The 14,888-nt window shown below is 71.7% G+C and carries 12 protein-coding genes; 7 read left to right on the top strand and 5 right to left on the bottom strand.

Translation table 11 applies throughout. The features are described from left to right. Window positions 1–11: 11 nt before the first annotated feature. Window positions 12–881: an NAD(P)H-binding protein gene (locus IE272_RS26550; RefSeq protein ID WP_190008324.1), complete on the top strand. Its 870-nt coding sequence runs from the start codon at window positions 12–14 to the stop codon at window positions 879–881. Between the two features lie 240 nt (window positions 882–1,121). Further along, on the top strand, window positions 1,122–1,868 hold the full coding sequence (locus IE272_RS26545) for a class I SAM-dependent methyltransferase (RefSeq protein WP_056708150.1): 747 nt from the start codon (window positions 1,122–1,124) through the stop codon (window positions 1,866–1,868). On the opposite strand, the gene IE272_RS26540 is transcribed toward IE272_RS26545, so the two are convergent. Beyond that, window positions 1,828–2,754, bottom strand: a complete 927-nt coding sequence (locus tag IE272_RS26540; protein WP_056708722.1) for a helix-turn-helix domain-containing protein — start codon at window positions 2,752–2,754, stop codon at window positions 1,828–1,830. The two genes, IE272_RS26545 and IE272_RS26540, sit on opposite strands and share 41 nt — an antisense overlap. 162 nt (window positions 2,755–2,916) lie before the next feature. On the opposite strand from IE272_RS26540, the gene IE272_RS26535 reads away from it, so the two are divergent. The 3 genes from IE272_RS26535 to IE272_RS26525 all read left to right on the top strand — a co-directional run bounded on the left by IE272_RS26535 (window position 2,917) and on the right by IE272_RS26525 (window position 8,295). Then, window positions 2,917–3,957 (top strand): NAD(P)-dependent alcohol dehydrogenase, encoded by a 1,041-nt coding sequence (locus tag IE272_RS26535; RefSeq protein ID WP_190008322.1) that lies wholly within the window; start codon window positions 2,917–2,919, stop codon window positions 3,955–3,957. A 481-nt stretch (window positions 3,958–4,438) separates the two neighbouring features. Beyond that, window positions 4,439–6,589, top strand: a complete 2,151-nt coding sequence (locus IE272_RS26530) for an FUSC family protein (RefSeq protein WP_190008319.1) — start codon at window positions 4,439–4,441, stop codon at window positions 6,587–6,589. Between the two features lie 65 nt (window positions 6,590–6,654). Then, window positions 6,655–8,295: an alpha/beta hydrolase gene (locus tag IE272_RS26525; protein WP_107481639.1), complete on the top strand. Its 1,641-nt coding sequence runs from the start codon at window positions 6,655–6,657 to the stop codon at window positions 8,293–8,295. Window positions 8,296–8,410: 115 nt separating this feature from the next. Here the strand turns inward: IE272_RS26525 and cynR are convergent, their stop codons facing one another. Further along, entirely contained in the window at window positions 8,411–9,367 is a 957-nt protein-coding gene (gene cynR / locus IE272_RS26520; protein ID WP_190008317.1) for a transcriptional regulator CynR, read from the bottom strand. Between the two features lie 123 nt (window positions 9,368–9,490). On the opposite strand from cynR, the gene IE272_RS26515 reads away from it, so the two are divergent. Both IE272_RS26515 and cynS read left to right on the top strand, forming a co-directional pair. Next, on the top strand, window positions 9,491–10,093 hold the full coding sequence (locus IE272_RS26515; RefSeq protein ID WP_050361666.1) for a carbonic anhydrase: 603 nt from the start codon (window positions 9,491–9,493) through the stop codon (window positions 10,091–10,093). A 98-nt stretch (window positions 10,094–10,191) separates the two neighbouring features. Next, window positions 10,192–10,662, top strand: coding sequence for a cyanase (cynS, locus tag IE272_RS26510; RefSeq protein WP_050361667.1), 471 nt, complete (start codon window positions 10,192–10,194; stop codon window positions 10,660–10,662). A gap of 117 nt (window positions 10,663–10,779) precedes the next feature. On the opposite strand, the gene IE272_RS26505 is transcribed toward cynS, so the two are convergent. The 3 genes from IE272_RS26505 to IE272_RS26495 form a co-directional block, all read right to left on the bottom strand. After that, entirely contained in the window at window positions 10,780–11,256 is a 477-nt protein-coding gene (locus IE272_RS26505) for an NUDIX hydrolase (protein WP_229897681.1), read from the bottom strand. Between the two features lie 84 nt (window positions 11,257–11,340). Further along, complete coding sequence (locus tag IE272_RS26500) at window positions 11,341–12,471, bottom strand: AI-2E family transporter (RefSeq protein WP_050361669.1); 1,131 nt, start codon at window positions 12,469–12,471, stop codon at window positions 11,341–11,343. 84 nt (window positions 12,472–12,555) lie between these two features. After that, window positions 12,556–14,769 carry a HelD family protein gene (locus IE272_RS26495; protein WP_190008456.1) on the bottom strand — a complete coding sequence of 738 codons (2,214 nt, stop codon included), beginning with the start codon at window positions 14,767–14,769 and terminating at the stop codon, window positions 12,556–12,558. Window positions 14,770–14,888: the final 119 nt, after the last annotated feature.

The raw sequence follows: 14,888 nt of genomic DNA, 5'->3' as shown, positions 1-14,888 counted from the left end.
AGGTTTCTCGAGTGATTCTCGTGACGGGTGCGACCGGAGCGGTGGGCCGTGAGGTCGCCGGACAACTGTCGGCGGCCGGCCCCGTGCGGATTCTCGCGCGCCGTCCCGAGCGGCTCACGGTGCGGGGAGGAGGGGTCGAGGTCGTCGAGGGGGAGTACGGGGACCGCGCCGCTCTCGACCGGGCCCTGCGGGGCGTCGCCTCGGTGTTCCTGGTGACGAACAGCCCCACGGAACCCGACGACGAGCGGGTCGCCGCGGCGGCGGCCGCGGCAGGCGTACGCCACCTGGTCAAGCTGTCCATGATGGCGGTGGAGGAGCCGGGCGCCGACGACTTCATCACCCGGCGTCAGCGGGAGAACGAACAGGCGGTCAGGGAGTCGGGGGTCCCGTGGACGTTCGTCCGCCCCAGGACCTTCATGTCCAACACGCTGTCCTGGGCGCCCGGCATCCGGTCGACGGGAGTGGTGCGCGCCCTGTACGGCGACGCCCCGGTCGCGTGCGTCGACCCACGTGACGTCGCCGCGGCGGCCGTCGCCGTTCTCACCGGTACGGGACACGAGGGCAGGGCGTACGCCGTGTCGGGCCCGGAGGCGATCACCGCGCGGGAGCAGACGGCTCAGCTCTCCCGGGTGCTGGAGCGGCCGTTGCGCTTCGAGGAACTGGGCGTGGACGCCGCGCGCACGGCCCTGCTGGCGAAGTATCCGCCGCCCGTCGCTGAGGCCTTCCTGCAGAGCGCGGAGCGGCAGCGGGCGGGAGCGAAGGCGGCCGTGGTGCCCACGATCCAGGACCTGACGGGCCGTCCGGCCAGGCCGTACCGCATCTGGTCGGCCGAGCACGCGGAGGCGTTCGCGCCGGAAGCCGGTCGTTTCGCGGGCGAGTAGGACGCATCGGCTCCTTGCGGGCCGCGGATACGTGCGACATCGCGCGTATTCCTTTTCCGCCCCGCTTTCACGGTTCTCAGGATAGACGGGCCCGAAAAAAGGCCCGGGAGCCTCAGCCGTATTCCTCCGTTTCCCCGAAAGGGAAACCGGTGAGTCGGTCGGACAATCTCCCGATCTCCCGGGTACGCGGGTCCAGTTCCGCACGTTGCTCCAGCGACAGGATCCTGTACCTTCCGCCCCATGGCTGACGAGAATTTCCTGCGTCCCAGGCTGGCTGCCCTCTACGACCCGCTCGATCCCGACCGGGGTGACCTGGAACCGTACGTCCGCCTCGCCGAGGAGTCCGGCGCGCGGCGGGTGCTGGACATCGGCTGCGGTACGGGCGTGTTCGCCCTGCTGCTGGCGGACCGGGGGATCGAGGTCGTCGGGGTCGACCCCGATCGGGCCTCGCTCGACGTGGCGCGCGCCAAGCCGGGCGGCGACCGGGTCCGTTGGATCCACGGTGACGCCGCGTCCCTTCCGCCGTTACGGGTCGACCTGGTCACCCTGACGGCCAACGCCGCGCAGGAGATCGTCGACCCGGGCGACTGGGAGGCGACACTGCACGGCGCCCACGCAGCGCTGCGGCCCGGTGGGCAACTGGTCTTCGAGACCCGGGATCCGGCACGGCGCGCCTGGGAGACCTGGAACCGGGAGAGTTCCCACCGCGTCACCGAGATCCCCGACGTCGGCCCTGTCGAGACCTGGGTCGAGGTGACCGAGATCGTCGGGCCGCTCGTGTCGTTCCGCTGGACCTACGTGTTCCGGCGCGACGGGCAGGTCCTCACCTCCGACTCCACCCTCCGCTTCCGTGAACGTCAGGAGGCCGAGGCGGACCTGGCGGCGCAGGGGTTCGTCGTACGCGAGGTGCGCGGCGCTCCCGACCGGCCCGGCCGGGAGCTCGTCCTCATCGCTCGTCGGCCGGGCCCCGCCCCGCGTCGCCGATGACGTCCGTCAATCCCGCGTCGGCACCCCAGCTCGCCAGCAGGCGCAAGGACTGGGCCGACTCCGAGCCCGGCTCCGCGTGGTAGGTCACCAGATGCTGCTCCTCGTCGTCCGGGAGGTTCAGCGTCTCGTACGACAGGGTCAGCTCCCCGACTAGCGGATGCCGCAGCAGCTTGACGCCGTGGCCCTTCTCCTTGACGTTGTGCGTGGCCCACAGCCGCCGGAACTCATCGCTCTTGACGGAGAGTTCGCCCACCAGCGCCGACAGTTCCGGATCGTCGGGGTGGCAGCCCGCGTACAGCCGCAGATAGCTGACCATGTCCGAGGCCTTGGAGTCCCAGTTCACGAACAGGTCCCGGTAGGCGGGGGAGAGGAACACCAGCCGCGCCCAGTTGCGCTCGGCCGGCGGCAGCGCGCCCCAGTCGCCGAACACCGCCGCCGCCATCGCATTCCAGGCGAGCACGTCGGAGCGCGCCCCGGTCACGTACGCGGGGATGCCGTCCATGCTGTCGAGCAGATACAGCAGCCCCTTCCGCACCCGCTGCACCCTGGCCGGGCGGCGCTTCTTCTTGTGCCGCGCGGGCTTGGCCAGGTGCGTCAGATGCGCGCTCTCGGCGTCCGTGAGCCGCAGGGCCCGCGCGATCGCGTCGAGGACCTCGGCCGACACGTTGCGCCCGTTGCCCTGCTCCAGGCGCGTGTAGTACGCCACGGACACCCCGGCCAGCTGTGCCAGCTCCTCCCGGCGCAGACCGGGCACCCGGCGGTGCCGGCCGAACTCCGGAAGCCCCACGTCGCCCGGCTGGAGCTTGGCCCTCCGGGTGCGCAGGAACTCGCTGAGCTCGGCGCGCCGGTCCAGCGGCTCGGGGGCGGGCTCCGGCTGATCGTCCATGCCTTCCATTATTCCTGTGATTCCTGGTCGTACGCGCCGGAGCCTGTCCCCGTCAGTAGTAGGACCACTGGACGTAGGCAAAGCGGTGACCTGGGTAAACATCCTTCGCGGCGTGATGCTGGGAGACGTTCCTACCGCATCACCCAGAGGAGAACCTCCGGCATGACCACCGTTGCCGCCTACGCCGCTCCCCGTGCCAAGGCCCCGCTGGAGCGCACCACGATCGAACGCCGCCCGGTGGGCGAGTTCGACGTCCTGATCGACATCAAGTTCGCCGGGATCTGCCACTCCGACATCCACCAGGCCCGCGACGGCTGGGGCGAGGGCATCTTCCCGATGGTGCCCGGCCACGAGATCGCCGGGATCGTCGCCGAGACCGGCTCCGGGGTCACCCGGTTCAAGGTCGGCGACCGCGTCGGCGTCGGCTGCATGGTCGACTCCTGCGGAACGTGCGACGCGTGCCTGATGGGCCGCGAGCAGCACTGCGCCGAGGGGAACACCCAGACGTACAACGCTCTCGACCGCAGCGGCGAGCCCACCTACGGCGGCTACTCGACGCACATCGTCGTGGCCGAGAGTTTCGCCCTCTCCATTCCCGAGGGCATCGCCCTGGACGAGGCCGCGCCGCTCCTGTGCGCGGGCATCACCACGTACTCCCCGCTCAAGCGCTGGGGCGCGGGCCCCGGCAAGAAGGTCGCCGTCGTCGGCCTCGGCGGTCTCGGCCACATGGCCGTCAAGATCGCGCACGCGCTCGGCGCCGAGGTCACGGTCCTGTCCCAGTCGCTGCGCAAGAAGGACGACGGGCTCAAGCTGGGCGCCGACCACTACTACGCGACCAGCGACCCCCGGACGTTCGAGGAACTGGCCGGCACCTTCGACGTCATCCTCTCCACGGTCTCGGCCCCGCTGGACTTCGGCGCCTACCTCGGTCTGCTGCGGACCGACGGCACCCTGGTCAACGTCGGCGCCCCCGAGGAGCCGATCTCGCTGAACCTCTTCTCCCTGATCCTCGGCAACAAGTCGATCGCGGGTTCGGCGATCGGCGGGATCAAGGAGACCCAGGAGATGCTCGACTTCTGCGCCGTGCACGGACTCGGCGCCGAGATCGAGGTGATCGACGCGGGCCAGGTCAACGAGGCGTACGAGCGGATTCTCGCCAGCGACGTCCGCTACCGCTTCGTGATCGACACGGCGACGATCTGAGGCGTCGGCCGCCGGGCCGCCCCACCACGCGAACGTTCGCCCCGAGCGCCTGATGAGGTGCTCGGGGCGGACCCGTTCCCATGCTCCTGGGCTCCCGCCGACCGGAGCGCCCCTTCCCGACCATGTCGACGCCCCCGTCCGCCGGCTCATGGGCGCTGCGCGGCCCGATGGGGTCGGCCGATGCGCGCAGGACCGTCCCCGGACGGATCTCCGCCCGGAGCGGAGGGGCGGGCCGTCTCCGGACGCGGCTCCGCGGGCCGGGGTGGACAGGGGTGGGACAGGCCCGGCGAACCACCGGCCTCCCCACTCCGTCGCGGGCCTGATCCCCGACGCCCCCAGGCCGAGGCCCTGGCGGCCCGCGCCGCTCTCCGGGCCAGCGCGCGCGGGCGGCTCGTAGGCGTCCGACAATGGCGGGAGCCGGACGGAGGTACGCCACCGCGGCCCGGTCGGGAGAGGAGCGCCGGATGAGCGGAGCGGGGAAGTGACCGCCGCGCAGGACCGGGCGACGATCCTGCGCCGGGCCGTCCGCGTCGCCGGCGCGGCGAGCGCCGGGTTCTATCCGCTGCTGTACGGGGCCGGACTCCCCGTCGCGGCGCTGTACGCGCTCTTCGCGCCCATCGCCATGGGTCTGCTCTCCGCCGTGCCCGGCTCCGGCCGCCAACGGGCTTCCACCATGCTGCGGGCCCTGCCCCCGGCACTGGTTCTCGCGACCCTGGGAACCCTGCTGGCGGCCGACACCCTGGCCGCCGTCGGCGGCATGCTCCTCGTCGGATTCCTGCTGGCGTTCGCCACCGTCGCCGGCCCCCGCCCCGCGGGCATCGCCCCCGGCCTCCAACTGTTCTACATCCTTGCCTGCTTTCCGCCGTACGCCCCCGGCACGCTCGTCGAGCGGCTCGGGGGCCTGACGGCGGGCGCGCTGCTCCTCACCGCCTGCGAAGTCCTGCTGCCCGATCCGGCCGCGCCCTCCTACCGGGACCGGCTGGCCGACGCACTCGTGGTGGCGGCGCGGGGGGCCGGGTCGGGCGACGTGCCACCGCGGCGGCTGCGCGCCGTCGGAGCGACGCTGCGACTGGCCGACGTTCCGCCGGCGGAACGCCCGGCCGGCGCGGGCCGCACGGACCGGGCGCATGAACAGGCCGGACGCTCGGCACGCCGGCTCCTCGACCAGTTGGCCACCCTCGCCGAAGCCCCGCCGGTGCCTGCCGACACCGAGTCCGCCACGCTCCTGGACCGGGTCGCGGACCTGTGCACCGGCTGTGCGCGGTTCCTGCGCACCGGCAGCGCTCCACCGCCCGCCGGAGTGCTGGAGGAGGCGATGCGCGCCTTCCAGGACCACCGGTCGCGGGCCGCCGCGCAGGGCCCGGACGCCCAGCCCGCCGTCGACGTGCAACGTCGGCAGTCGCGGGTGCTGGCGCTCGCCGAATCGGCGCGCACGGTGGGGGTCGCCGTCGACATCGCCCTGCACGGGCGGCCCACCGAACCGGCCTTCCCGCCCGAACAGTTCTGGTACGCCGGGCTGTCCACGCCGAGGCTGTGGGCCCGGCGCCTCGCCGGCAACGTGACGTTCCGGTCGGTGCTGTTCCAGAACGCCCTGCGCACCGCGCTCGGACTCGCCGCCGCCCGCGCGGTGGCGGGTTCCCTGGACCTGGTCCACGGGTTCTGGGTCCTCCTCGCCGTCCTGACCCTCGGCCGGACGACCGCGGGCGCGACCTGGCGGGCGGTCCGCCTCGCGGTCGTGGGCAACGCCGTGGGAGCACTGGTGGCCGGGGCGCTCGTCATCGGGCTCGGCAGACACACCGACGTGTACGCCGCACTCCTCGCCCCCGTCATGCTGGTGGCCTTCGCGCTGGGGCCGCTGCTGGGCCTCGCGTACGCGCAGGCGCTGTTCACGCTCGTCGTCGCCACCGCGTTCGCCCAGATCGCGCCGGTCACCTGGCGGCTGTCGGAGGCCCGGATGATCGACGTCGTCACCGGCAGCGTCATCGGCCTGGTGTGCGGCCTCCTGGCCTGGCCGGCCGGGGCGCGCCGGGAGGTCCACCGGGCCATGTGCGGGCTCCTGAGAGCGTGCGCCCCACTTGTGCCGGCCACGGCACAGACGCTGCTCGCACCGTCGGGCGGCTCCCGCGCGGCACCGGTCACCCTCCCGGGCATCCACCGGCTGCGCCTCGCCGAGGCCGCCTACGCGCAGTACCGCGCCGAACCCCCGGCCGACCGGGAGGGCGACCGCGCCGACTGGCACGCCCTGCTCATCGCCGCCCACCACATGCTCCTCGGCGCGCAGTGGCTCCCGCGCTTCGGCCTCCGGCCGGCTCCCGGCGCGCGTGACGCCTCCGCCGCCCGGGCCCTCGAAGCCTCGGCGGCACTGGAGGCCGAGGCCGACCGCATCGCCTCCCTGCTCGTCGCGGAGCGGACCGGACCCGCGCCTTTGACCGCCCCGGACACCGCGCGGGCGGCCGGCCCGGACGGCGCCCCGTCGGCACCGCTCTCCGTGGACCTGGAGGTGTGGATGACGAGCCTGGCCCGGCAACTCGCCCGCATCGAAGCCTCGCTGACATCCGCACCCGGCACCGGCTCCCCGCCGGAGTGGACCGGCGGTCCCGGCACCGGGAAACCCGGGGAGAAGGGGAGGTGACCCCCGCCGAGCCGGGGTGCCAGCACCAGTGATCCCCAACGGTCCTTCTCCTAGCGTCTCTTGATGTGAGTTACGCAGAGGACACAGAGAAGACCACCCGGACCCCGGCGGCCCCCCGCACCACCGCGGCCGCCCGGACGACCGCCAGGACCGCCGCCGCGGGCCTGGCCCTGACCCTCGCGGCAGGCATCACCGTGTCACCGGCTCTGGCCACCGCACGGCCCGGCCCGGAATCCCGTACGGTCGCACCGCCGACGACTGCCGGAGCGCTCGACCGCTACTACCACCAAACGCTGCACTGGGGCTCCTGTATGCGCTCCCCGCAGGACGGGACGGGCAGAGACCTGGACAAGGCGGGCGTGCAGTGTGCCGACGTCACGGTCCCGCTCGACTACACGGCCCCCGGGGGCCGGACGGTCACGGTCGCGCTGTCCCGCCTGAAGGCCACCGACACCCGCCGCCGCATCGGCGCGATCCTCCTCAACAACGGCGGCCCCGGCGGCCCGGCCGTGGATTCCCCGCCGATCGTCCGCACGGCGATGAAGGAGGTCGGCCCCCGCTACGACATCGTCGGCTTCGACCCGCGCTTCGTCGGCCGGAGCACTCCGCTGGACTGCGGCTGGCCCGTCAGCTTCACCTGGTTCTCGGCCGGTGCGAGCCGGGCGGGCTTCGACCGCCAGGTGGCGCTGAGCAAGAGCCTGGCCGCCAAGTGCCGCGCCACGAACGCCTCGGTGCTCCCCCACATCACCACCCGCAACACGGCCAGGGACATGGACGTGATCCGGGGCGCACTGGGTGAGCGGAAGATCTCCTACCTGGGCTATTCGTACGGCACCTACCTGGGCACGGTCTACACCCAGATGTTCCCCGGCCGCTACGACCGGATGGTCCTGGACGGAGCGGTGGGTCCGGACGACTACAACCCGCGCCTTCTGAAGGACACGGTGCGCGAGAACGAGCAGGCGCTCTCCGCCTGGGCCGCCTGGGCGGCCGCCCGCCACACGACGTACGGCCTGGGCCGCTCCCGTACGGCGGTGCTCGCCACCATCGACCGCGTCATGGCGAAGGCGGCCCGCGCCCCGCTGACCCTCGGCACCGCCCCCGACGTCTTCCGGGTCGACGACACCCACATACCGACGCTGCTCTTCATGGGCGTGGCCGACGACGTCGACGACTCGCGGGACTTCCTGGCCCGGCAGGTGGCGGCACTGTCCCAGGCGTCGAAGGGCCGCGAGGCCCCGTTGTCCCCGGAGTTCGCCGAGACGCTGCGTCTCCTGCTCTCCGGCGCGGACTCCCCCTCCGGCAGCTCACAGATGGCGATCATCTGCGGTGACGTACCGGCCCCGCGCGAGACCGAGCGCTACTGGCGCGACATCCAACGGAGCCGTGGCGCACACCCCCTGTTCGGCCCCCTCACCGAGAACATCGGCCCCTGCGCCTTCTGGGACGCGCCACGGGAAGCCCCCACCCGCATCAGCCACGACGCCCCCGTCCTCCTGGTCGCGGCCACGGGCGACCCCCGCACCACCTACCGGAGCACCAAGGCCCTGCAGGGCAGTCTTCCCGGCTCCAGGCTCCTCACCCTCGAGAACGCCAACCGGCACGCCCTCTACGGGGAGTACGGGAACGCCTGCGTGGACACCGAGGTCAACCGCTACCTGGCGACGGGCCGGCTCCCGGAGCAGGACGAGAGCTGCGTGAAGTGACCCGGAGCGGGAGGCCGCCTGCCGTCGGTGCAGGGGCGGCCTCCCGCCGGAGGATCGCCAGGAGTTCTTGACCAACTCCCGCCTGGCGATCCTCCGGCGGGGTCCGGCCTGGTCGTCAGCGGTCGCTCGTACCGCGGCCACGCAACCCGGCCGCGTCCTCACGACGGAACGAGGGAATGTAGCCGCGGGTGTTGATGTGGTCGTGGATGAGGTGGGTGAAGGCGCGCGTCGCGGCGCTCCGGTAGGCGCTTTCGCGCCTCAGGAGGGTGACGGTGCGGGCGGGGAGAGCGGGGTCGAGAGGGATGGGTGTGAGGTGGGGGTGGTCGTGGGTGATGGCGTTGGGCAGGACAGTGGCCAGCGTGGTCGCCTGGACGATTTCGGTGAGGACCTGGATGGAGTTGGCTTCCACCGCGATGCGTGGCTGCACCGAGTGGGCGGTGAAGTAGGCGTCGATGTGGCCGCGGGTGGCGAAGTCGCCGCTCAATAGGGCGAGTTGGCGATCGGCTAGGTCTCGTACAGGAAGCGGCTCCTGTCCGTCGGCTCCGGACCGGCCGGTGCCGATGACGAGGGTGAGTGTCTCGGTGAACAGGGCGGTAGGGGTGATGCCGGGCAGGTGGGGCCTGTGGAAGGCGATGCCGAGGTCGAGTTCGTCGGCCAGCAGGCCGGCTTCGATGTGGTCCTGGGTCATTTCCCTGACGTCCACGGTGATACCGGGGTGGCGGGTGTGGAGTTCGGCGGTGAGGGGGCCGATGAGGTACGTGGTGAAGGTGGGGGTGAAGGCGAGGCGGAGGTGGCCGCGGGAGAGGTCGGCGACGTCCAGGACGGCACGTTCGGCGGCCGCCAGGTCGCGCAGAACCCGGCGGGCGTGGTGGACGTAGACCTGCCCGGCGTCGGTGAGGCGTACGGTGCGGCCGGTTCGGTCCAGCAGTTGGGCGCCGACGGTGCGCTCGAGCTGTTTGATCTGCTGGGAGAGCGTGGGCTGGGAGATGTGAAGGTCTTCGGCCGCGCGGGTGAAGTTGGCGTGCTCGGTGACGGCGAGCAGGTAGCGCAGGTGACGAAGTTCCACAGCCATAAACGCAACTATAGATGAGATCGATAGCAGGCATCGATATCGAGTCTTGGACGCTATAGGTGCTGTTCATGCATGGTGGATCTCGTCAGTCCCACGGGGCCGACAGCCACGAAGGGAGTGACCATGCAAGACCTCAGCGAGGGCGTCGCGCAGTTCCAGCGGGACGTCTACCCGGCCAAGGCGGGCCTCTTCACCCACCTCGCGACCAACCACCGCCCCTCCACGCTGTTCATCAGTTGTTCGGACGCCCGTGTGGTGCCGGAACTGATCACCCAGAGCGAGCCGGGCGAGCTGTTCGTGATCCGCACCGCCGGGAACCTCGTCCCCGCCTACACCCCCGGTCCGGACGGGGTCGCGGCCAGCATCGAGTACGCCGTGTCCGTCCTGGGCGTGAGCGACATCGTGATGTGCGGGCACTCTGCCTGCGGCGCGATGACCGCCCTCGCCGAGCAGCACGACCTGTCCGGCGCGCCTGCGATCGCCGACTGGCTGCGGCACGCGGACGCCTCTCTCGCCCGCATCGCCGGAGAGTCCCGCGCGCAGGAGGTGGATGTCCTGGTGCGGGAGAACGTGATCGCGCAGTTGGCCAACCTGGCCACTCACCCGTCGGTCGCCCGCGCCCTGACCGCGAAGTCGGTCACCTTGCACGGCTGGGTCTACGACATCCCGTCCGGCACCGTCACGGAACTCCGCACCAGCGTCCCGTCGCCCGCCCTCGCGGCCTGACCGGACCGATCCCCCCGACGCGGGATCCCCCCTCACCCCTGTGCCCGCCGGTGCCACCTTCTCCTGGCGATCGGCATCACCGAAAGGAAGCCCATCTCATGGTGCACGCCCAGTTCGACAACACCGCCCGTCAGGCCCTGGCCGCCAAGGCCGTTGACGCCAAGATCAGCAAGGACCTGTCCTGGCAGCAGATCGCCGAAGCCGCGGACCTCTCCGTCGCCTTCGTCACCGCCGCCGTACTCGGCCAGCACCCGCTGCCCAAGGCATCGGCCGAGGCCGTGGCCGAGCTTCTGGGCCTGGACGCCGACGACACGATGAGGCTGCAGACCATCCCGACCCGCGGCTCCATCCCCGGCGGAATCCCCACCGACCCGACCATCTACCGCTTCTACGAGATGCTCCAGGTCTACGGCACGACCCTGAAGGCCCTGGTCCACGAGCAGCTCGGCGACGGCATCATCTCCGCGATCAACTTCAAGCTGGACGTGAAGAAGGTCGCCGACCCCGAGGGTGGCGAGCGCGCAGTCATCACCATGGACGGCAAGTACCTGCCGACCAAGCCCTTCTGATCCCGCAGCACCCGGGCGGGCCCACGACGACAACGTCGGCCCGCCCGGCCCCCAGCCGGGCGGGCCGTCCGTCCGCACCCCCTCTTCCGAAAGGACGCTCATGGACCGGTTGCTCGCCTACCTCGTGAGAGCGACGAGATAGGCGTCCAAGGGCTGCGTACACACCGGTGGAGGTTCGCGAAGGTCCCACCAGCGGACCGCCGCAATCTCCTCGTTGGGTTCGAAGGGGCGGGTCTCAGCGCAGGGCCCTGCGTACAGGGCCACGTACTCGGTTCGCCGGTCGGGTGCCAACACGAACCGCGCATAGCCGATGAACCGCAGCTCCTCGGCCGCCTGCTGCCCGGTTTCCTCCGCCAGTTCGCGCACAGCCGCCCGACGGGGTGACTCGCCGTCTTCGATCTTCCCCCCGGGTAGCTCCCAGGACCGGCGGTGCCGATCGAAGACCATGAGGACCCGATCCGCTTGCCACAGGGCGACCAACGCCGCCGACAGCGGTGCGTCTTGCGGCGGTTCTCCCTCGCTCCCGGATACGAACGACATCAGAGAATTGCCGCGGCTGTCGGCTGCAAGCGGTTCATCGGCGGAGGCATCCACGGTCGGATGGTTCCCTGGACGACTCCAGGAGAAGCCTTCTGTTTCCGCTCGCGTGAAGGCCCGGATCCATGGACCGGCCGGGCCCTACGACGGGACCGGTGAACCGATGGCCCCGTCGTCCGGGGCCTCCGCCTCCGCCTCCTGCTCCGGGGAGTCCTCCACGAGCTGCTCGCGGAGATAGTTCCAGACCACCCCGAGCAGCGCCGCCACCGGCACGGCGAGCAGGCTTCCCACCACACCGGCCAGACTGCCGCCCAAGGTCACCGCGAGCAGGATCGTCGCCGCGTGCAGACCCAGCCCACGGCTCTGGATCATGGGCTGGAACACATTGCCCTCCAACTGCTGCACCACGACGATGATCGCCAGCACGAGCAGGGCGTCCATCGGTCCGTTCGAGACCAGCGCGATGACGACTGCCACGAATCCGGCGAACAGCGCCCCCACGATCGGCACGAACGCGCAGACGAAGGTCAGCACCGCCAGCGGCAGAACCAGCGGCACCCCCAGGATCCACAGGCCGAGCCCGATGAAGACCGCGTCCAGCAGACCGACGAACGCCTGGGACCGTACGAACGCGCCCAGGGTGTCCCAACAACGGGAGGCCACCTCGGGGACGTCGGTGGCGAGCCGGCCGGGAAGCTGACGGGTGAGCCAGGGCAGGAAGCGCGGGCCGTCCTTGAGGAAGAAGAACATCAGGAAGATCGCCAGAACCGCTGTGACCAGCCCGTTGACCACGGTGCTCACCCCGGTGACAGCGGTGGTGACCACACTGCCGACACTGTCCTGCAGTTGAGCGGTCGCGGTGTCGAGGGCGCCGGTGATCTGGTCGTCGCCGATGTTCAGCGGCGGACCGGCCGCCCATTCGCGGAGCCTGTCGATGCCCTCGATCACCCCGTCGGCCAGTTCCCCGGACTCACCCGCCACCGGCACCGCGATCAGCGCCACGATGCCCGCCCCCACGAGCAGGGAGAACACCGTCACCACCGAAGCGGCGAGCGAGGGCCACCACCCGAGCCGGCGCAGGAAACGGGCGAGCGGCCAGGTCAGCGTGGTGAGGAACAGGCCGACTATCAGCGGCCACACGACCGACCACATCCGGCCCAGCACCCACAGGGCGACCGCGGCCGCCACGAGGACCAGCAGCACCTCTGCGGAGACCCGTGCCGACGTGCGGAGAGCAGCCGCGGTCTTTGTCGAACTCAATGGCGAAGACATGGCGTTACCCTATGGCTTCGCCAACCTTGTTCCGGCCACGCCCGCGCCCCGCCGACCACTGCGAGGGCGGGCCGCCCGGCTCCGTCAGCGCAACGCCGGGGGCAGTTCCTCCCGATGGACGATGCCCAGACGCTGGGTGGCGCGGGTGAGCGCCACGTACAGATCGCTCCTGCCGAACCGGGCGGGCTCCACGACCAGCACATGGTCGAACTCGAGCCCCTTGGCCTGGCGCGGGTCCAGCAGCACCACCGGGCGCGTGAGGTCGGGGGCCCCACCCGCCGTGACGCCGTCCAGCGGGGCGGCGATCTCCTCGTGCAGCGCGCGCGGCGCGATCACCGCGAGGCGTCCCTCCCGGGGCGTCAGTTCCGCGACCGCCCGGGACACCTCGGCCGCCAGGTCCTCGCCGGAGTCCCGCGTCCACGGCTTCTCGCCGGTCGACCGCACCGACACGGGGGCGGTGAACGAGGGGTCCTTCTCCCTCAGGACCCCGGCGGCCAGCTCCATGATCTCCGCGGGCGTACGGTAGTTGACCTCCAGGGTGACGTGCTCGAAGCGGTCACCGACGTACGGCCGGAGGATCTTCTCCCACGACCCGACGCCGGCCTCCTCCGAGGTCTGGGCCGGGTCGCCGACCAGCGTCAGCGAGCGGCTCGGGGCCCGGCGCATCAGCAGCCGCCACGCCATCGGCGAGAGCTCCTGCGCCTCGTCGACGATGATGTGCCCGAACGCCCAGGTGCGGTCGGCGGCGGCCCGCTCGGCGGCGGTGCGGTGGTCGGCCTCCTCGTGCCGCTCCGCCATCCGCTCGGCGTCGATGATGTCGTGGGCGGCGAGGACCTCGGACTCCTCGTCCTCGAACTCGTAGCTCTCCGAGCCGCGCGACAGCTCCAGCACGCCCTGCGCGTAGCCGACCCGCTCCTGACGGGCGGCCTCGGCAGCCGCCTTCTCCGAGCTGTCGTCGACGCCGAGCAGCTCGGCGGCCTCGTCCAGGAGCGGTACGTCGGCGGGCGTCCACGCCCCGGTCACGGACGGGCGCCGGATCGCCTCGGCGTCCTCGTCCGGTACGTACACCGGGTCGGCCAGAAAGTCGGCGAGGAAGCCCTCGGGGCTCAGCGGCGGCCACAGTTCGTCCACGGCCGCGTGCACCTCCTTGCTCAGCGCGACGTCCCGGCCGAGCTGGGCCACGTCGTCGGGGCCGAGGAAGTTGGGCCCGCCGTAGGGGTCCGCGCCGATGCGTTCGACGAGTTGCGCGGTGAGCGCGTCGATGACCCGGAAGACGAAGTGGGGGCGGGCGAGATTGTGCGGCAGGCGGGTGTCCCTGGCCGCCTGCCGGGCCTCGTACGCGATCTCCCAGTCCAGGACCAGATCCCCGCCGTCCTCGTGCGGGATGACCATCGCCGCCCCCGGCTCGGGCAGCCGCTGCCGGTCGCGTACGGCCAGGGCGAGCGCCTCGGCCATCGGCTCGCCGCCCTTGACGGCCGCGGCGCGCGGGGAGTCCGTACCGGTGGCGTGCACGCCGGGGAACAGTTCGGCCTGCGTCGCGAGCAGCACCCCGGTCTCGCCGAGCGCGGGAAGCACCTCCGCGATGTAGCGCAGGAACGCCGGGTTGGGCCCCACGATGAGCACGGCGCGCTTGGCCAGCAGCTCCCGGTGCTCGTACAGCAGGAAGGCGGCCCGGTGCAGCGCGACGGCCGTCTTGCCGGTGCCGGGCCCGCCCTCGACGACGAGGACGCCCCGGTGCGGGGCCCGGATGATGCCGTCCTGCTCGGCCTGGATGGTCCGCACGATGTCGCCCATGCGTCCCGTGCGCGCGGAATTGAGCGCCGCGAGCAGCACGGCGTCGCCGTTCGGATCCTCGAAGCCGGTGCGGTCGCGGTCCCCGAGATCGAGAATCTCGTCATGGAGTTCGGTGACCGTGCGGCCTTCGGTGGTGATGTGCCGACGTCGGCGCAGACCCATCGGCGTGTGCCCCGTGGCGAGATAGAAAGGACGCGCCACCGGCGCACGCCAGTCGATCAGAACCGGGGTGTGCTCGGTGTCGTCCTCACGGATCCCGATACGGCCGATATGGTGCGCGAGCCCGTCGGAGCGGTCGATGCGGCCGAAACACAGTGAGCCGTCCACCGCGTTGAGCGCGGCGAGCAGTCCCGAGCGCTCCGCGACGAGGATGTCGCGCTCCAGCCGCGCCTGCTGGCCCGTCCCGACCGGCGTCAGCGCGTGCTCGACACCATCGGCGGCCACCCCGCGCAGGGCGTCGACCCGGGCATGGAGCCGGTCGATGAATTCCTGCTCTTCCCGCAATTCGTCGCTTTCCCGGTTTGACAAAACGGCTCCCCGCCAGATATATTCGTACTCATAAGGCCCCCGAGCGGGGCCTTTCTGCATGAGCGCATGAAGAATCCAATATACCCGCGACAATC

This window comes from Streptomyces anulatus (genome assembly GCF_014650675.1).
In the GTDB taxonomy this organism is placed as follows: Bacteria; Actinomycetota; Actinomycetes; order Streptomycetales; family Streptomycetaceae; genus Streptomyces; species Streptomyces anulatus.
Note: the sequence above shows the minus strand (reverse complement) of the source record. Positions and strands in the feature narration are given on the sequence as shown.